The organism is Bulleidia sp. zg-1006, assembly GCF_016812035.1.
In the GTDB taxonomy this organism is placed as follows: domain Bacteria; phylum Bacillota_I; class Bacilli_A; order Erysipelotrichales; family Erysipelotrichaceae; genus Bulleidia.
Window position 1 is genome coordinate 705309 of record NZ_CP069178.1, and the last position, 19471, is coordinate 724779.

Sequence of the window (19471 nt, forward strand, 5' to 3'; positions counted from 1 at the left end):
AGACTAGCCGGCTAGTCTTATCACTTATAAGAATTATCACTATTTTTAACCTGCACATCGTGGGCACCTCCTTCAACAATCGAAGTGGAAGAAACTAAGGTAATTTTAGCTTTTTCTTGTAATTCTGGAATGGTTAAGGCGCCACAATTACACATGGTTGATTTTATTTTCAACGTTGTCATGTTTACGTTATCTTTTAATAAGCCGGCGTATGGTACATAAGAATCCACTCCTTCTTCAAAGGATAGCTTCTTTCCTTGTCCTAAATCATAACGCCCCCAGTTACGCGCACGAGCAGAACCTTCTCCCCAATACTCTTTTACTGTGTTCCCATTCACAACAAGTTTTTGTCCGGGTGCTTCTTCAAAGCGGGAGAAGTAACGACCTAGCATGACAAAGTCAGCCCCCATCGCTAGGGCTAAAGTCATATGGTAATCATAGACAATACCACCATCCGAACAAATTGGTACGTAAATTCCCTTTTCTTCAAAGTAAGCATCACGTGCTTTCGCTACCTCAATAACCGCTGTCGCTTGACCACGACCAATGCCTTTGGTTTCACGTGTGATACAAATCGATCCACCGCCAATGCCAATTTTCACAAAGTCAGCACCAGCATCAGCTAAATAACGGAAACCTTCTCCATCAACCACATTACCGGCTCCAACATAGACTTGATGACCATATTCCTTCTTAATCCATGCAATCGTTTCACTTTGCCAGATAGAATAACCTTCCGAAGAATCAATCACTAATACATCTACCCCTGCTTTTACTAAGGCAGGTACTCTTTCTTGATAATCACGAGAATTAATACCGGCTCCAACTAATAAGCGCTTTTCTTCATCCAATAATTCTTCTGGATTTTCTTTATGAGAATCATAGTCTTTCCGAAAGACTAAATAACACAAGCATTGATTTTCATCGACAATTGGTAAGGTATTTAATTTATGATCCCAAATAATATCATTAGCTTCGGACAAAGTTGTATTCTTCTTCGCTACCACCAACTTATCAAATGGTGTCATAAAGTTTTCAACGCGTGTTAATCCATCCATCCTAGATAAACGATAATCACGACTAGTCACTAAACCAACGAGTTTACCATGGCTTGTACCATCTTCTGTAACCGGCATTGTACTATGACCTGTTTCTTCTAAAAGCACTAACAATTCCTTTAATGTGGACTTTGGTGTTAAATTCGCATCGGATACCACAAAACCGGCTTTATAATTCTTAACCCGTTCAACCATAGCCGCTTGGGAAGCGATGGATTGGGAACCAAAAATGAAGGAAATACCACCTTCTTTAGCAAGGGCAATCGCTAAACAATCATCACTGACCGACTGCATGACTGCTGAAACCATTGGAATGTTCAAATTCAATGAACATTCTTCTCCTTTTTTATAACGAACTAAAGGTGTTTTAAGACTGACATTGTTAGGAATATTCTCCTTTCCCGTATAACCTGGAATCAATAAATATTCACTAAAGGTGTGGGATGGTTCCGTGTAATATTTAGCCATGAGAGCCTCCTTAAATTAAAACGATTATATCCCATTCTAAAGCCTTTTTCAATGCTTATTTTATTGTTATAATATGGGCTATTAGAGGTGAAATATGCGCTTAAAAAATAGTTACTTTTTTACATTAAGAGAAAATGCGAAAGACGAAGATTCCCAAAGTTCCAATTTATTAGTACGAGCCGGTATGATTAGGAAGAGCTCAACTGGAGTTTATATGATTTTACCAATGGGTTTAAAGGTCTTTAATAAAATCAAAGAGATTATTCGAGAAGAAATGGCAGCCATTGGTTGTCAAGAATTATTGATGCCGGCTTTAATTCCAGAAGAGGTTTATATTGCTTCGGGAAGAAGAGATGGCTTTGGTTCCTCGATGTTTTCTTTGAAGGATCGTAAAAAGCAAAATTATGTTTTAGGACCAACACATGAAGAATTGTTTGCGCATGCGGCGAAATTAAAAATTCGTTCATATAAAGATATGCCCTTTTCTATTTATCAAATCCAAACAAAATTCCGTGATGAGCCTAGACCTCGATATGGTTTAATTCGTGTGCGTGAATTCCAAATGAAAGATGCTTACTCTTTTGATGTGGATGAAGCTAGTATGGACATCAGTTATAACAAGCAATTTCAAGCGTATAAGAATATCTTTAATCGTTTGGGATTGAATTATGTGATTGTGAAAGCTAATACAGGTGTTATGGGTGGTTTATTATCAGAAGAATTCCAAGCACTTAGTCCAATTGGGGAAGATATTTTAGCTTTAAATGAAGATGGATCTTATGCAGCCAATTTAGAAGTTGCTGCTTGTTTGCCGGAAGACTTTAATTCTTCTGAAGAAAAGAAGAGCATTGAAAAAGTAGAAACACTTGGGCAACATAGTATTGAAGAAGTTGTTCATTTCTTAAAAATAGATGCCAAAAGAACAGTGAAAACGTTATGCTATGAAGCTGATGGTGAATTGGTGGTGGTTTTAGTTCGGGGGGATCGTGAAGTCAATGAAACAAAGGTACAAATGGCTTTAGGTTGTCTATCTTTAGAGCTTGCACCAGAAGACAAGGTCAAACAACTATTCCACTGCCCTGTCGGTTCTTTAGGTCCTATTGGTTTAAAAGCTAAGATATTGGCAGATCAGGAAGTTGAATTATTGAGAAACTTTGTGCTTGGGGCTAACGAAGATGGGTATCATTATATCCATGTCAATCCAAGTGATTTTGAAGTCAGTAAATATGGTGATTTTCGTCAACTTCAAGAAGGTGATGCTTGTCCTATGGGTCAAGGAAACATTCACTTTGAAAAAGGAATTGAAGTCGGTAATACCTTTAAGCTTGGTACAAAGTATTCCAAGGCAATGGATTTGCAATATTTGAATGCGAATAATCAATTGGACTATGTATGGATGGGTTGTTATGGAATCGGTCCGGCAAGAGTGATGGCTGCCCTTGCTGAACAAAACCTCGATGAAAATGGAATTAATTGGCCTAAGAATTTAGCTCCATATCGTTGTTCCATCACCATTATTTCAATGAAGAGTACCCGGCAAGTCCAAGTAGCGAATGAACTATATGAAACATTGCGAAAAGCCGGCATCGATGTCTTATTAGATGATCGTGATGAAAGACCTGGAGTTAAGTTTAAGGATATGGATTTAATTGGTATCCCAACGCAAATTACCGTTGGTAAAGCGATTGTGGATGGTCAAGTAGAAATGAAAGAACGTGGTTGTGAAAAACAACTTATCGCTATTTCTTCTGTTTTAGATTACTTCAAAGATTAAAACAAATAAAAAGCGGAAATTTGAACTGTCCATTTTCAATGGGGCAGTTTCATTCCCGCTTTTTTTAATGTTACTTAGCTGGTGTATAAGCCTTCGCTAATTTATCCATTGAAGTAATCACATCATTTGATACTTGAAGAATTTGTTTCTCACCTGTTTTGAAATTCTTATAAGTTGCATAGCCTTCTTTGTAGAAAGACACATTGTATGTGACATCCTTAACATCCGCTTCAAAGCTGACAACAACACTGGTTTGAGGTAATACCGGTTTTTCAGTAACAGTCTTTGTTTCTAAAGCATCCACTACCTTTGCAATGTTTTTAATGAATTCCTTGTCCTTGTTAGGATCCAACGTAACACGAACAGAATCTTTTGCGTTGACTGGCCAATAAACCATCTTAACAGTAGCCCCTTCAGCTTGCATGTTTTTAGCAAATTCTTTCATTGCGTTTTCTGTTGCAGGGGCTTTTTTAGAATTGTTATTAGCGCAAGCAGCTACTAGTACTGACAAAGCCACAATAGCTACTAATTTCATAATTTTCTTCATTTTCTTTCTCCTTAATTTCAACTTCTTTAATTGTAAATTATCTAGGTTATTAGTCAATATTTAATTTCTGGATTTTTGCTTAATTTGTTCAATCAATTGGTTCAAATAGGCTTCCGATGGATACGTTATTTCCTCCTTGGAGCCATAGTTGCGAACCGTAACACTCTTATTTTCAATATCACGATTACCAACAACAATTTGAACGGGTATCTTATTCATTTGTGCTTCACGAATACGATAACCTAACTTCTCATTACGATCATCCAAATGTGAACGAATACCACGTATTTTTAAAGCTTGGTTAACACTAGCCGCATAGTCACCATGAGCTTCAGAATTCACCGGGATAACCACCACTTGCAATGGAGCAAGCCATAAAGGAAGAACTCCTTTGGTTTCTTCTAATAAGAAAGCAATAAAGCGGTCTAAAGAGCCTAAGATAGCACGATGAATAACCACGGGTCTTAGCTTTTGGTTCTCTTTATTTACATATTCCAATTCAAAACGTTCGGGTAATTGGTAATCCAATTGAATGGTACTAAGGGTTACATCATGACCTAAAGCCGATTTTACTTGAACATCAATCTTAGGACCATAGAAAGCAGCTTCTCCTTCCGCTTCATAATAAGGAACAGCCATTTCTTTTAAAACTTCTCTTAATTCATTTTCTGAACGGGTCCATAACTCATCATTACCAAAATACTTATCCGTATTACTTGGATCACGCAAAGACAAACGGAAAGCGTAGTCTTTAAAACCAAAGTCCTTATAAACATCTAAGACTAACTTCGTGACATTTTTAATTTCATCAGCAATTTGATCCGAACGTAAGAAAATATGCGCATCATTTTGCGTAAAAGAACGAGAACGCTCAATTCCCGTTAAAGCACCCGAGGCTTCCAAACGGAAGTCATGCGCAATCTCAGCAATACGAACAGGTAAATCACGATAAGAATGCAAGCTAGATTTATAAATAATCATATGTTCAGGACAGTTCATTGGTCTTAACACATAATTATCACCATCTCTTTCCATAATTGGGAACATATCTTCTTTATAGTGAGCCAAATGACCGGATATTTCATAAAGCTTCGTACTAGCAACCGATGGTGTTAAAACATGATCATAGCCTAAAGAAATTTCTTTTTTCATGATGTAATCCGACAGTAAACGTCTTACTGTAAAACCATTTGGTAGCCACATTGGCAAACCAGATCCAACTGTTTCTGAGAATAAGAACATCTTTAAATCTTTTCCCAACTTACGATGATCTCTTTCTTTCGCTTCCTCTAAGACTTGTAAATAGGCTTCTAATTCCTCAGCGTTTGGGAAACAAACTCCATAAATACGCTGTAAAACCTTATTATTTTTATCCCCCTTCCAATAAGCACCGGAATGCTTTAATAGCTTAAAATTCTTTAGTAGCTTTGTGCTTTCAACATGTGGACCACGACACAAATCTGTAAAATCGCCTTGACTATACATAGAAATATTGGTACCTTCCGGCATATGATTGATTAGGTCTACTTTATAGGGATCATCCTTGAATTGTTCTAAAGCTTCTTCACGACTAATTTCATGACGGACAATGCGTTTATTCTCCTTAGCACATTTCTTCATTTCCTTTTCAATCTTAGCAATATCTTCATCACGAATCACATCATCGCCCAAATCAATGTCATAGTAGAAGCCCTCTTCTACAACTGGTCCTACCCAAAATTTAGCATGAGGGTACAAGTGCTTCACGGCTTGAGCTAATAAATGTGCACAAGAATGATTGAGTACTTCTAATTCTGGATTTTCTTTAAAATTTATCATCTTCTCTCCTTTTCCAAATAAAAAGGCATCCCTAAAGGACGCCTAGCGCGGTACCACCTTTATTGTTAGATGACTATCTAACACTCAAATGCTTTAACGCAGCCAACGATCTATTTTCATAGATTGCTCACAAGTAGTAATTTCATGGGATTTCTTATCCTTTTCAGCAACCAGGATACTCTCTACAAGCCTCACCATCAAATCGTGTCTTGATCATCGCAACTGCCTACATTGTAACAACTTTCCAATCGTTGTCAATCAAACAAGGATAATTGGTTGGTATCGTTTAAATCTTGAATAATACCCATCTTTTCAAAACGTTGTAATAAGGTCTTAGATAAATGTGTTCTTGCTAATAAATCTTCTTTAGAAAGGAATTCTCCTTCTTGTCTAGCTTGAACAATATTCTCTGCCACCGATTCACCTAAGGAATCTATGACCACAAATGGTGGAATCACTGCATTTGGATTGCTTGGTGATTGCTTGAAACGAGTGGCTAATGATTCATACAAATTGACATTTTCAATCGAATAGCCACGAGCATACATTTCTTCACAAATTTCAAGTGTGTTAAATAAGGCCTTATCTTTATTAGATAAGCCAGGATCACGAGTATCCATTAACTTCTTAATTCGTTCCATTTCCATTCTTACTGCCGTTAAACCTTTACTCATAATGGCAATATCATAGGCATCACAGCGCAAAGTTAAATATTGAATATAAAAGTTAATTGGTTCATGCACTTTATACCAAGCAATACGAACCGCCATCATAACATAAGCAACCGCATGTGCTTTTGGAAACATATATTTAATCTTTTTACAGGAATCAATGTACCAATCCGGCACTTGATGTTCACGCATGTTTTTTTCTTGCGCTTCGGTTAAACCCTTTCCTTTACGAACCCCTTCCATAATCTTAAAGGCATCTAATGGTTCTAATTTCTTATCCAGTAAGTAAGTCATAATATCATCACGACAGCCAATCACATCTTTTAGAAGGAACCCTTGTTTCACTCGTTCTTCAGCATTTCCTGCCCAAACGTCTGTTCCATGGGTTAAACCGGATAGAATGGTTAAATCTGAGAAAGTATGAGGTTTTGTTTCTTGTAAAACACGTCTGGTGTTAGCTGTACCAAATTCCGGTAAACCGACAGCACCGGTTTCTTGATGATAAATTCTTGGATCGGCTTTCAAGGCTTTGTCTTCATAGAATAATGATAATGTTTCAGCATCATTCATTGGAATATCCATTGGTTTCACCGTCGCAATTTCTTGCAGTAAGCGCATGGAGGTTGGATCAACATGGCCTAAAATATCAAACTTAAGGATTTGGTCACCATAATCATGGTATTCAAAGTGGGTTGTCTTCCATGGCCCCGGTTGATTGGATGGGTATTGGATTGGTGTGAAATCTTCAACCACATGGTCTTTTGGTACAATCACAATTCCACCAGGATGTTGACCGGTGGTACGCTTAACATCTTGGCAATGCATGGCTAGATATTCTTTCATTGGAGAGCTAAATTGCACATTCATCTCCTCTTCATAGCCCTTCACATAACCAAAGGCTGTCTTTTCGGCAACGGTACCAATCGTACCGGCACGGAAAGCATGTTCTTCACCAAAATAATCTTTGATAAAGTTATGGGCTTTGGCTTGGTATAAATCCGAAAAGTTTAAATCAATATCTGGTGTTTTATCCGCATTAAAGCCTAAGAAGGTTTGGAATGGAATATTATGACCATTACCGCGCATGATTGTATGACAATGCGGACAGACTTGATCTTCTAAATCAAAACCAGATAGTACTTTACCATCTAGGAAAAATTCAGAGTAATGACAATTGGGGCATAAATAATGTGGTGGTAAAGGATTGACTTCGGTGATATGTGACATTGTTGCCGCAAAGGAAGAGCCAACCGAACCACGAGAGCCAACCACATAGCCATCCTCATTGGTCTTCATAACTAACAAGGAAGCGATGTAATAATGCACACCAAAACCATTGCGAATAATATTATCTAACTCATTATCTAAGCGTTGTTGAACAAGGTCAGGAATTTTGCCTTCAAAGCCATATTGTTCCATCACTGTTTTTTGACACAATTCTCTTAATTTATCATCAGAACCTTCAATAATTGGGGGATAGGTTCCTTTCGGAACTGGCTCTATTTCTTCAATTTGTTTAAATAATTTCTTTGGTGTATCAACGACCATTTCATGAACCAATTGTTCATCTTCCAACCAAGAGAATTCTTCTATCATTTCATTGGTTAAACGAAGATGTTGATCAGGATTTGAATGATGACGACGAATTTGTTCGTTACGAATGTATAAAGGATGCGTACCACCACCAACACCCTTGGCAGTAATATAAATATCTCTAAAAATCTTTTCTTCTTTTTTACAATAATGGCAATCCGATGTTGCTATTATTGGTAAATTTAATTCCTTTGCACAAGAGATAATACGTCTTTGAACGTCTTTTAAACGAGCTAAGTTAATGATCGAACCTAATTCTAAAGAAGTAGAATAATTCGCTAATGGTTGTAGTTCAATGTAATCATAGAAAGCCATCGTCTTTTTTAAACGATTATCATCACCATTACAAGCCATCTCAAAAACTTCGCCATTTAAACAAGCTGAACCAATCAATAAATTCTCCCGATACTTTTGAAGAGTTGAACGTTTGATACGAGGTTCACCAATCGCATTTGATCCTTCATTTTTGGTTTTAACGGCTAAAGTTTCCGTATTAGAAATACTAATTAAATCATACAAGGCTTTTAAACCGGCTTGATTTTTAGCAATCACAACCGCATGCTTAGAAAACATACGTTTGAAATCACTTTTTGTATGTACTTTTTCTTGTAAATCACAAATCGTTTCTACTTGGAATTGGCGCTTTGCGTCCACAATCAAATGTTCAAAAGCATCGGCTAAAATATTCGCATCGTAATCGGCACGGTGCGCATCGCTTCTTGAATAATTTAGCTTATAGTGATTGGAAATATATTCCAGAGCAAAACGAGAACGATCAGGCAAAATTGCACGAGCTAAGTCTAAAGTATCAATCACCGGATTATTTAATGCTTTTCTGCCCAATCGCCTTAACTCTTCATTAAAAAATGGATAGTCAAAACTAGCGTTATGGGCTACTAATACCGCATCACCAATATAAGCCAATAATTCATCCACCACTTCCGAGAAATTTTTTTCGTTTTCTACCATCTCATTAGAAATATTGGTTTTTCTTTCAATAAAAGATGGAATGGAAATAGGAGGCTTAATAAAAAGTTGTTTAGAATCTAAACGAAGTCCATTTTTAATACGAACTGCCCCAAATTCAATCATGTGGTCATACTTAGCACTTAATCCGGTGGTTTCTAAGTCAAAAACCACATAGGTCGCTTCATCTAGTTTTTCATCATTGGCATTTCGCACAATGCACAAATCATCTTCAACTAAATTCAATTCGCAACCAAAACCAACATTAAAAGAACGCTTTGGATCTTTTTTATGTAAATCTTCTACACAATGCTTGGCTTTCACAAAGGATTGAACATTCGCATGATCGCTTAAAACAATTCCCTCATGACCTAAATTCCAAGCGTATTGAATCATTTCCTTAGGTGAACAAACACCATCCATTTCCGAAAAATTGGTGTGGGAATGAAATTCAATTCTTTTCTTTTCAGCTGTATCAACTATTTGTTTTGGTTGATCAATGATTTCAATGGAATTAGCTATACAGCTATTTTCTTTCGCAAAAGTATCATAACTAATTCTTCCTTGTACACGAACATATGAGCCAACATGGATTTCTTCCATCTGTTCAAGACTTAAACGATCAGAACTAAAGCGTTTCACATGAATAGCACCATGACCATCGTAAACTGATAAGGTTTGAAGTTGTTTTCCACCCCTTAATTCTTTGATTTCACTTTGGAAGACTTCAGCTTCAAAATAGATTTGCCCTGTTTCACTTACGTCTTCATCCAAACGAATGAGTTCGGCATTACTTTTCTTAGATTTATACATTACTTTTTTCACTGGGACAAGCTTTTCTTCTTTTAGGATAGGGCGATCTAAAATAACCGTTTTTTCAGTTAGAACGGTTGGAGCTTCTTGTTGGACAATGGAAATACCATAATCTTCTAAACCAATTTGATTTAGGATGGAACGCAAGGAAGAAATCGCTTCTTCCCCTTTTTTAATCAATTGTGGATTTAAAAAGGAAAACTGAATGGATTTTTGTTGTGAGAAAATTTGTATTTCAGCTGAATTAAATACAAATAAGTCACTTTCTCTTTGAAAGAAAGGACGAACATAGCTTTCAAACTGAAGAACATTCATTTCATTCTTTTCCCAATGGAAAAAGAAATTTGGTTGCAAGCCGACTTGTTGTAAAAATTCTGTTTCTAATTCTTGAAAACAATCATAGTTGCAAGGTTCTTCCCCTTTTAATTCAATTTCAATCTTTTGGTCTTGTTTATAGAAACGAACAGACAAAACATCCACTTTTTCCAAAGTGGAAGTGGATGTACAGTTTAATTTATCAAGTAATTCAATTAACTTCATGAAAGCCTCTTACTTAAAGAAGCCGGACAATAGTTTTTTAGCGGAACGAATCGCTACATTCACGAGTTCGTTTTCAGTACGATTTCTCGCTTTGCGCATCAAACGAGATTGCCAATCGGTTGGTTGTCTTCTTGCTTCTTTTTCTCTTTCTTTTTCTTCTTGTAACTGCTGTTTTTCATCTTGTTGAGCTTGTAATATCTCAGCAATCTTTTCATTAGCACTTTCGGGATCTAAATCACTACCATATTTTTCTTGCCAAGGGGACAAATGGACTTTTTCTTGAATGCTTTCTTTAGCTATACCATCTAAAGAACTATGGATTGGATAAATTAATGTTCTTTGCACCATAGCAGGTATGCCATCTTCTTGCAAACAAGAAACCAAAGCTTCCCCAATCGCTAATTGTTGTAAGACTTCTTCGCTATCAAAATCAGGATTGGCACGGAAAGAATCCGCAACCCCCTTTAACTTCTTAATTTCAACGGGTGTATAAGCTCTTAAAGTATGCTGAATACGATTAGAAAGTTGACCTAAGACTTCATTTGGAATATCACTTGGGGATTGTGAGCATAAATAAACTCCAATTCCCTTGGAACGAATTAACTTAATCATCTGTTCAAATTTCATCAAGAAAGAAGGACTCGCTTCTTGGAATAATAGATGAGCTTCATCGATAACAACCACTAATTTTGGTTGCTCTAAATCACCAACCTCGGACATACTTTGGAATAAACGGTCTAATAAAATCCACATTAAAGTCGCATAGGTAGTTGGTTTCAGAAATAAATTTTGACAAGAAAGAATAGAAATTAAGCCTTTTCCATCTCTTGTTTGCAACAAATTTTGTACATCAAAATCCGGTAAACCAAAAAGCTTTTGACCGCCCTGTTTCTCAAAAGCAAGCACTTTTCGCTGAATGGAGGAGATGGATTGGCTTGTGATTAAACCATATTTCATACTGAATTCTTTCGTATTATTTAAGACATATTGCAACATCGCCTTCAAATCTTCTAAATCAATTAAGTCCAATTGTTCCCCATGAGCAATCGAGTAAAGAATGGTCAAAATGCCTTCTTGAGTTTCATTTAAACCTAAAATCTTAGCCAATAATAATGGATCTACATCTTCCAAAACAAAGCGAAAAGGAATCCCTAATTCACGATTAGCATCAATGAATTCCACCGGATAGGCTTTGGCTTCAAAATTTTCTAGGTCAAGTTCTTGAATACGGCTCGCTACTTTTTCTAAATTACCAGCTTTAGCTAAACCGGAAACATCCCCTTTAATATCTGTAACAATACTTGGAATCCCTAGTTGTGAACATTCTTCTAATAAATGTTTTACAGTAACGGTTTTACCGGAACCACTAGCTCCGGCAATCAAACCATGGCGATTCATTCGTTTGGTTTCTAAAACCACCTCTTGTCCATTCGCTTTTCCTAAAATAATTTGTGCCATATACCCTCCTATTTAGCTAATTTTTCAAACGCATTTTTAGCAGCGGCCTGTTCCGCCGCTTTTTTGGAATTACCACTACCCGTACCTAAAACCAAACCGTCGACCACCGCATTCATAACAAAAGTCGGAGCATTGCTTGGCCCTGTTTCAGAGACTAAATTATACACTAAAGAGCGTCTTGAATCAGCTTGGATAACTTCTTGTAAACGAGTTTTATAATCCAGTTGCACTGCTTGGACAATTTCTTTAGCTTGTTTTAAATGTGGTGTGATAACTTGTCTTAAAATCACATCCACCGCCATCATTCCTTGATCTAAGAATAAAGCCCCTAAAAAAGCTTCCATGGCATCCGCAATAATAGCATCTTTTTCTCGACCTCCAGAGCGTTCTTCCCCTTTTCCTAGACGAATGTATTGGTTTAAACCAAGTTGCCGTGAATAGTTTGCTAAGGCTGGTTCACATACCAATTGTGCTCTTAGACGTGTCATTTGACCTTCACTTAAATTCAAAGGATAAATCTGTGCCGATGACCATAGTTGTAAGACTGCATCTCCCATGAATTCTAAGCGTTCATTATCGTCTTTTAAACCGTGTTCATTGGCGTAAGAACTATGAGTTAAGGCTTGCTCAATAAGCTCGAAGCGTTCAATGTTAATCCCTTGTGATTTTAAAAAATTATGAATATCCATGTTTCAACCTTTCTTTTAAAAGACTATTGATAAAAGTTTGATTCTCTTGTGTTTCAGGATGGTCTAATATTGACTTGGCATCTAATTTTGCTTGATCAATAAAAGCTGTATCTTCAATTAGATTACCTAAGATAAAACTTGGTAAACCCGATTGTCTTAATCCAAGTATATCACCGGGTCCTCTTAATCGTAAATCTTCCTCGGAGATATAAAAGCCATCGTAGCTCTTCACTAAAACTTCTAAACGCTCAATCGTTAATTCATCATGGCTATCACTCAATAGCCAACAATAACCTTGATTATTTCCTCTTTGAATACGCCCTCTTAATTGATGTAAGGTGCTTAAACCAAAACGGTCACTATCATAGATAATCATGCCTGTCGCATTGACGCAATTCATGCCCACTTCCACCACCGTTGTTGAAACTAAGATTTGCGTTTGATTATCATAAAATTCTTGCATGACTTTCTCTTTTTCTTGGGATTTCATTTGCCCATGAATCATTCCCACTTGATAGTTTGGAAATAGCTTCGCAAGGTTTTTCTGGGTATCATAAACATTGCGTACTTTAAAACCATTCTCATTTTTATTCACGGCGGCACAAATCACATACAATTGATGTCCCTTATCTAATAAAGATTGAATATCCTTTAAAACGGAACGAAAACTGTTTTCTTCAATTCGTTTGGTAATAGGTGCTTTTCTTCCTTTAGGCATAGATTGAATAGTCGAGACATCCATTCCTCCCAATAAACTGGAAGCTAAGGTTCTAGGAATTGGAGTGGCACTCATAACTGCGAAGTCTACACCATCGGATTGAGCTTTTAAAAATTCTCTTTGTTGGACACCAAAGCGCTGTTGTTCATCCACAATCACTAAACCTAAGTTTTGAAAGTGAACTCCTGATTGTAATAAGGAATGTGTCCCGATGACAATTTGAATGTTTCCTTCTTTTAAATCATTTAGGATATTTTCTTTTTTACTCGCATTTAAACCACTATACAAAAGCATCATTTTTTTCTTTTCTTTTGGAAATAAAGCTTGTAAGCTTTCAAAGTGTTGACGCGCTAGAATTTCGGTGGGTGCTAATAAAGCGGCTTGATAACCGGAAGAAACACAAGCGAATAAACTTATTCCAGCCACTACGGTTTTACCGGATCCAACATCTCCTTGGATTAAACGGTTCATTTTCTTAGTGGATTTCATATCTTGAATCATTTCTTTTAGAACTTTCCCTTGATCTTTTGTTAAAACAAATGGGATTTGGTGGATTAAAGATTGGATATAATCATTTTTGATATTTTTTTTCTGTTTTTCTTCGCAATATGTATCTTCATTTTTTAAATATAGATGGGCAAAAAAGCGTAAGAATTCTTCATATTTTAAGCGACGAATGGCTTGATTTAAAGCCCTCTTATTCGGTGGCGTATGAATGGATTGTAAGGCTTGTGTACGCGATAGTAAGCGATATTTATCAATGAATGTAGCCGGCATGGTATCTTCTTGTTCTAACAAGCATTCACTTAATACCTTTTCCATAAAGGCATGAATAGAGCGTTGTTGAAAATCAGCTTTATTGCGATAAATTGGTTCAAATGGCTTATGGTCTTTCATTGCCTTTAAATCATAGTTTATAGCTGTGAATTTATTATGACCATTGTATTTACCAAAGATGGTAATGACATGTTGACCGGGCAACGTCTTAGCCCATGGACGATTAAAAATAATAACATCGATGACTTGCCCCTCAACCATGACTTCAAAATGGACAATCGTTTTTTTCCCATAGCCAAAAGAACGGGATTTTCCTAATGTTATTGCTTCAAAGCGAAGGGTTTCACCAATTTTCCATTCGCTATATGGCAAAGCTTCATAGCAATCATATCGAATGGGATAGTTTGTTAGAACATCTTCCACACTTTCAAAGTTAAAAGCTTCTTTGATTTTACGTTGTGTTGTGGTTAATTTAATCTCATTTAAATCTTTCATCTCTATTATTATAAACGAAAAAAGTAAGAAACCCGATGGGCTTCTTACTCAATACCAATTAAGTATGTATAGACAGGTTGATTACCTTGTTGAATATCCACATCTACTTCATAGTTTTCATCTAAGAAAGATTTGATTTGGTTCGTTTCTTCTTCATTTGCGTCTTCTCCACAGATAATGGTTACGATTTCACTTTTCTCATCAATTAAGCTCTTTAATAAGCCTAAAGCACTTTCTAAACGATTTTTTGAAATAGACACAATTTCTTTATCATGGATACCCATGTAATCACCAGCATGAATTTCTTTACCATCCATACTGGTATCTTTTACCGCATAGGTAATGGAACCACTCTTGACATTCGCAATTGCCTCTTGCATCGCTTTTTGATTTTCATTTAAACTTTCATTTGGATTAAAGATTAGACAAGCACTAATACCCTGCAAGATTGACTTACTTTCAAGCACAACCACTTTCTTATCCTTTATTACATCTGCAGCCTGCTTGGCAGCTAAGATAATATTGGAGTTATTTGGCAAGATGAAAATCTTATGGGCATTCACTTTTTTGATAGCATGGATGAAATCTTCGGTTGCCGGGTTCATCGTTTGACCACCAGAAATCACATAGTCAACTTGATAGTCTTTGAATAACTTCACTAAACCACTACCCGCCGCTACCGAGATAATACCGTATTCCTTTTCTTCTTGTGAACCTTGATTAAATTCATCCACCAAAGAAACTTTTAATCCTTCTTTCAAGGCTTCGACTTGCACCTTCTTAAATTCACCATAACGTTGTATCAAGGAAACAACTTCCCCCGGAGCAATAGTTCGTAAAGAAACACAAATTTCATCACCACCATCAAAAACCCCAATATCCGAACCAAATTGGGACAATTGTTTACGAAGACGTACTTCATCATATTTGGCTTTACCCTCTTCATTGATTGGCAAAATCACTTCTACACGATAACCGGATAAGATTTCTTCTTGGTTGGTTAGACTTGGCTTATCTTGACGAGCGACCGGTTCACCTTTTAAAGCCGCTACGAAACCATCCAAAATAATGGTGTACCCAAAACCACCTGAATCAATACAACCGGCTTCTTTTAATACCGACAACAATTCCGGCGTCCTTTGCAAAGAGGCTTGTGCTTCTTCATCCACATAAGCGATAAGCTCTTCCACGCTTGCATTGGGATGTTCAGCCATATAAATTTGACCATATTCAGCACTTTCTCTTAAAACAGTTAAAATTGTACCTTCTGTCGGCTTCATCACTGCCTTATACGCTAAACGAGCCCCAGCCATTAAAGCTTCGGTAAAATCATTAGCGGATAAAGTGGTTAGAGCATTATCTTTTACATATTTTGATAAACCACGAAAGATTTGGGAAAGAATAACCCCTGAATTACCACGCGCGCCCATCAATAATCCACGTGAGAATACCTTTGAAATTGTGAATAAATCGGTTGATCCACTCTTATCTACTTCTTCAATCCCGTTTTGAATGGTTAAAGACATATTCGTTCCTGTATCTCCATCCGGCACAGGGAATACGTTCATAGCGTCGACTTCAGCCTTACGGTTGTAAAGGGCATTAGCCCCCGATTCAAGTAACACTCGAAATTGTTCACCATTTAAGTTCTTCATAAAATCTCCTTAAGCAATTACGTGCACCCCTTGCACAAAGACGTTGACAGATGCAATTTCTTCGTTAAGGGCTTTTTCTAATTCGTATTTCACTTTCTTTTGCGCTTCTTGTACAACTGAAGCGATACGAACGTTATAGCCAATAATCACATATAAATCAATGACTAAACCACCTTCTTCCCGTTTGACAATCACGCCTTTTGAATAATTTTCTTTTTGCAGTAATTCCGCCCAACCATCACGTAATAATTTACGCGAAGCCATGCCGATAATACCATAGGATTCCATAATGACTGATCCGGCCAAAGAGCTAATTGCTTCAGCGGAAATGGAAATATTACCATAATTTGTGTTCTTTTCAACAGACATCTTGTTCACCTCTTGTCCATTCTATCAAAATTTAATATGCCTTTCAAAACTATTTCTTTATATTCAAGGTACCGGATTTGTAGTAACCTGCTTCATAATGACGGTCAAAACTTTTATCCGGTATCTCATAACCATGCTCATTCACCGGAATTTTAATGGCTTGTCCATTATCCGCCTTAGCTTGTTTACCACTACCGGCTTCACTGTAATAATGTTGAATAACTTTATCTCCGCTCGCATTAATTAAAGTTTCACCCTTATCATTCTTCCAATATTGCAAAGAAGGATTCTCCTTCTTCCAAGGACAAAGTGAAGAGTAAGCCGTATTTTCTTTACCAATCGCAAAAATACAGAGTGCTTTATTTTTGGTCTGATGATAAATGGCGTTAAAATCTTTCACCAAAGTGGCACTTGCATAGCCGGTAATCATATAGCCACCATTGCGCATCACAAATTTAATCCCCTCCGGATCATAGGTTAGGCTATATTGATGAATTTCTGAGATACCATCCAATTGATCGTTGCTTAATCCTTTTAAAGAACGAGCTAACAGACCTCTTTGTTCATCCGTTTCAAAGCCGGATAAATAAGGAATCGTTTTTAAAATGGACTGATCTTCTTTCTTTAGTTTTTGACTTTTCCCACTTGCTAATAAAACATAGGTATCTTTCTTTTGCCTGTAATACGCTATCTTTTTCTTTTCTTGAATGATTATGGAAACCGTTTGATTGGCTTGTAAAGAAACCTTGGCTTGTTCAATCCAAGGATTGGATTTCAAGCGATATTCCACAAGAAATGGTAAGTTGCTATAAAAGATATTACCTTGATGTACCCCTGCCTTATTTTGAATTTCTTCACGGCTATAAGCGTAATTTCCTTTCACTTCAACTCCTTGTGTTTTTGAAAAAGGTAGAGCTAAATAAATCAATAAGAGAAATAATACTCCGAATACCATAGCCCATTTCATCAATTTTTTTTGACTACGACGATAATTTAAACGATTATTCGCTCTACGCTTGCTGATTAGAACGCTTTCGACTACGTTTATTTTTTCTTTTCTTGCCAATTGAATATCTCCACTTCCGGAATAAAGTCAATTTGATACGACTTTTTCACCTTTTGTTGTATATCTTGAATTAACGCTAAATAATCATTTGCCTTAGCATGTCCGATATTGATAATAAAGTTAGAATGTTTCTCAGAAACCATGGCATCGCCTACACGCTTGCCTCGATAACCAATGTTATCGATAAGTTGCCAAGAATAATACCCTTCGGGATTTTTAAAAATAGATCCACAACTTGGATATTGTAGTGGTTGAGTGGATAGACGACGCTCTTTGCGTTGACTCATCAAACTGGAAATTTCTTCTACATCTTTCTTTTTAAGAACATAACGAGCAGCTAAGATAATCCAATCCCGATGATCTTTGAAAATAGAATGACGGTAAGATAAATCACATTCTTCTTTTGTTAGCCATCTAAATTCTCCATGCACATAGACAAGTACTTCTTTTAAAACATCGGCCACATTTTCTTTATAGGCTCCCGCATTCATGAATACATTACCCCCAACCGTGCCGGGAATACCACCAGAAAATTCCAAGCCACTTAAACCGGCTTTCATACAAGCATTGCTTAAAGCAATTGTTGAGCAGCCGGCCAAAGCAACCACTTCATTTCCTTCAATGTAATACTCATTAAAATAGCGGTCAAAGCGAATAACAGCCCCCTTAAATTCTTCATCAGAAGCTAATAGATTCGATCCTTTACCAACCATTTTATAAGGTATTTCATATTGTTTAAGGATACGCAAAACACCATCTAAAGCAATTAGGTTATCTGGATAAATCACATATTGAACCGGTCCACCAATATGAAGCGTCGTTAAGTCCGAAAAACATTTTCCCACCTCTACTTTCGCGTATGTTTGTAACCGTTCTTTAATGTCTATCATGTGTAACCTCCTTAATCCAAGCAATGATTTCTTCTGCCGAATCTTTTGTTTGTCCAAGCAATGCCTTATCTTTTAAGTTCTTTAGCAATTGCTTATCTTCCATACATTGATTGATTTGTTTCGCTAATTTCTCAGCAGTTAATTCCGGTTCTCGTAATAAAACAGCGGCCCCTTGATGAACCAAACGCATCGCATTGATTTCTTGATGATTATTTGGCACATAAGGACTTGGTATCAATAGACTTGGAATCGCTAAAGCTTCTAATTCTGAAAGTGTTGTAGCACCCGCTCTTGTAATGGCTAAATCTGATAAAGATAAATAAGTTTTACCATCAAAATAAGGTACAATCTTCACCCTTTCGCTACTTAAATGTTTGTATACATAATCATTAGATTGTCCAGTGCTAATTAAAACCTGGTAGCCATCGTGAAAGAAAGAAATCGCTTCATCAATAATTTTTGAAACCGAAGACGAACCCAAACTTCCTAGCATAATGGTCACAAGTGGTAAGCTTTCTTTCAAACCAAAAGCTTCAAAAGCTTTCTTTTTATTCACTTGAAAGTCTTTTAATAGACTAGCTTGAGGATTACCTAATAAACGTGTTTTTTCTTTTGGAAATTGATTTTCTTCAAAGCAAGTCGCAATCATCGTTGCTTTTTTAGCCAGGAACAAATTAGCCTTACCGGGAAAAGAGTTTTGTTCATGAAGAAAAATTGGAATACCTAACTGATGAGCCGCCATTAGAACAGGAACGGAAATGTAGTTCCCAAATCCTAAACAAATATCCGGTTTTTCTTTTTTCAGAATTTTTTTACATTTGGGAATGGATAAAAAGACAGAAGCTAAACCTTTGATTTTATGAACGATATTCCCCGATGTGCTTGAAATATGTAAAGGTATAAAAGGAAAGTTAGCCACTGGAATCATCTTGGCTTCCAAACGGTCTTTACTTCCCATAAAGACAATCTCCAAATCAGGATTGTTTTTCCTGGCTACTTTCGCTAAAGCTAAAGCAGGATTAATGTGACCGGCGGTTCCACCCGCAACAATCATCCATTTCATAACAATCACCTCAATTATTATTCTACCATAAAAAAATAGACAG

At 36.7% G+C, this 19471-nt stretch carries 13 protein-coding genes; 1 reads left to right on the plus strand and 12 read right to left on the minus strand.

Features of this window, described 5'->3' with window-relative positions; translation table 11 throughout:
* Positions 1-20 precede the first annotated feature (20 nt).
* Positions 21-1526 carry an IMP dehydrogenase gene (locus JOS54_RS03540; RefSeq protein WP_203245694.1) on the minus strand — a complete coding sequence of 502 codons (1506 nt, stop codon included), beginning with the start codon at positions 1524-1526 and terminating at the stop codon, positions 21-23.
* Positions 1527-1620: 94 nt separating this feature from the next.
* Between JOS54_RS03540 and JOS54_RS03545 the strand changes: the two genes are divergently transcribed.
* On the plus strand, positions 1621-3300 hold the full coding sequence (locus JOS54_RS03545) for a proline--tRNA ligase (RefSeq protein ID WP_203245695.1): 1680 nt from the start codon (positions 1621-1623) through the stop codon (positions 3298-3300).
* Between the two features lie 70 nt (positions 3301-3370).
* Here JOS54_RS03545 and JOS54_RS03550 read toward each other — a convergent pair whose 3' ends face one another.
* From JOS54_RS03550 to JOS54_RS03600, 11 genes are all read right to left on the minus strand, one after another.
* Positions 3371-3847, minus strand: a complete 477-nt coding sequence (locus JOS54_RS03550; protein WP_203245696.1) for a hypothetical protein — start codon at positions 3845-3847, stop codon at positions 3371-3373.
* A gap of 60 nt (positions 3848-3907) precedes the next feature.
* Positions 3908-5665 (minus strand): threonine--tRNA ligase, encoded by a 1758-nt coding sequence (thrS, locus tag JOS54_RS03555; protein ID WP_203245697.1) that lies wholly within the window; start codon positions 5663-5665, stop codon positions 3908-3910.
* Positions 5666-5919: 254 nt separating this feature from the next.
* Complete coding sequence (locus JOS54_RS03560) at positions 5920-10248, minus strand: PolC-type DNA polymerase III (RefSeq protein ID WP_203245698.1); 4329 nt, start codon at positions 10246-10248, stop codon at positions 5920-5922.
* 9 nt (positions 10249-10257) lie between these two features.
* Positions 10258-11706, minus strand: a complete 1449-nt coding sequence (locus tag JOS54_RS03565; RefSeq protein WP_203245699.1) for a helicase HerA-like domain-containing protein — start codon at positions 11704-11706, stop codon at positions 10258-10260.
* 8 nt (positions 11707-11714) lie between these two features.
* Positions 11715-12395, minus strand: coding sequence for a ribonuclease III (gene rnc, locus JOS54_RS03570; RefSeq protein ID WP_203245700.1), 681 nt, complete (start codon positions 12393-12395; stop codon positions 11715-11717).
* Entirely contained in the window at positions 12382-14385 is a 2004-nt protein-coding gene (locus tag JOS54_RS03575) for an ATP-dependent DNA helicase RecG (protein WP_203245701.1), read from the minus strand. The genes rnc and JOS54_RS03575 overlap by 14 nt, the downstream gene beginning before the upstream one ends.
* Before the next feature lie 44 nt (positions 14386-14429).
* Positions 14430-16040, minus strand: coding sequence for a DAK2 domain-containing protein (locus JOS54_RS03580; RefSeq protein ID WP_203245702.1), 1611 nt, complete (start codon positions 16038-16040; stop codon positions 14430-14432).
* Positions 16041-16049: 9 nt separating this feature from the next.
* Positions 16050-16409 (minus strand): Asp23/Gls24 family envelope stress response protein, encoded by a 360-nt coding sequence (locus tag JOS54_RS03585; RefSeq protein WP_203245703.1) that lies wholly within the window; start codon positions 16407-16409, stop codon positions 16050-16052.
* Between the two features lie 49 nt (positions 16410-16458).
* The gene (locus tag JOS54_RS03590; protein ID WP_203245704.1) at positions 16459-17475 is read right to left on the minus strand and encodes a cell division protein FtsQ/DivIB; all 1017 of its coding nucleotides are present in this window, start codon (positions 17473-17475) and stop codon (positions 16459-16461) included.
* On the minus strand, positions 17454-18365 hold the full coding sequence (gene murB / locus JOS54_RS03595) for a UDP-N-acetylmuramate dehydrogenase (protein ID WP_220281574.1): 912 nt from the start codon (positions 18363-18365) through the stop codon (positions 17454-17456). The genes JOS54_RS03590 and murB overlap by 22 nt, the downstream gene beginning before the upstream one ends.
* Positions 18352-19428 (minus strand): glycosyltransferase, encoded by a 1077-nt coding sequence (locus JOS54_RS03600; protein ID WP_203245705.1) that lies wholly within the window; start codon positions 19426-19428, stop codon positions 18352-18354. Before JOS54_RS03600 ends, murB begins: the two co-directional genes overlap by 14 nt.
* Positions 19429-19471 lie beyond the last annotated feature (43 nt).

Coding starts and splice junctions, on each gene's coding strand:
- JOS54_RS03540 (WP_203245694.1), bottom strand. CDS start 1,526: ATGGCTAAATATTACACGGAACCATCCCACACCTTTAGTGAATATTTA.
- JOS54_RS03545 (WP_203245695.1), top strand. CDS start 1,621: ATGCGCTTAAAAAATAGTTACTTTTTTACATTAAGAGAAAATGCGAAA.
- JOS54_RS03550 (WP_203245696.1), bottom strand. CDS start 3,847: ATGAAGAAAATTATGAAATTAGTAGCTATTGTGGCTTTGTCAGTACTA.
- thrS (WP_203245697.1), bottom strand. CDS start 5,665: ATGATAAATTTTAAAGAAAATCCAGAATTAGAAGTACTCAATCATTCT.
- JOS54_RS03560 (WP_203245698.1), bottom strand. CDS start 10,248: ATGAAGTTAATTGAATTACTTGATAAATTAAACTGTACATCCACTTCC.
- JOS54_RS03565 (WP_203245699.1), bottom strand. CDS start 11,706: ATGGCACAAATTATTTTAGGAAAAGCGAATGGACAAGAGGTGGTTTTA.
- rnc (WP_203245700.1), bottom strand. CDS start 12,395: ATGGATATTCATAATTTTTTAAAATCACAAGGGATTAACATTGAACGC.
- JOS54_RS03575 (WP_203245701.1), bottom strand. CDS start 14,385: ATGAAAGATTTAAATGAGATTAAATTAACCACAACACAACGTAAAATC.
- JOS54_RS03580 (WP_203245702.1), bottom strand. CDS start 16,040: ATGAAGAACTTAAATGGTGAACAATTTCGAGTGTTACTTGAATCGGGG.
- JOS54_RS03585 (WP_203245703.1), bottom strand. CDS start 16,409: ATGTCTGTTGAAAAGAACACAAATTATGGTAATATTTCCATTTCCGCT.
- murB (WP_220281574.1), bottom strand. CDS start 18,365: ATGATAGACATTAAAGAACGGTTACAAACATACGCGAAAGTAGAGGTG.
- JOS54_RS03600 (WP_203245705.1), bottom strand. CDS start 19,428: ATGAAATGGATGATTGTTGCGGGTGGAACCGCCGGTCACATTAATCCT.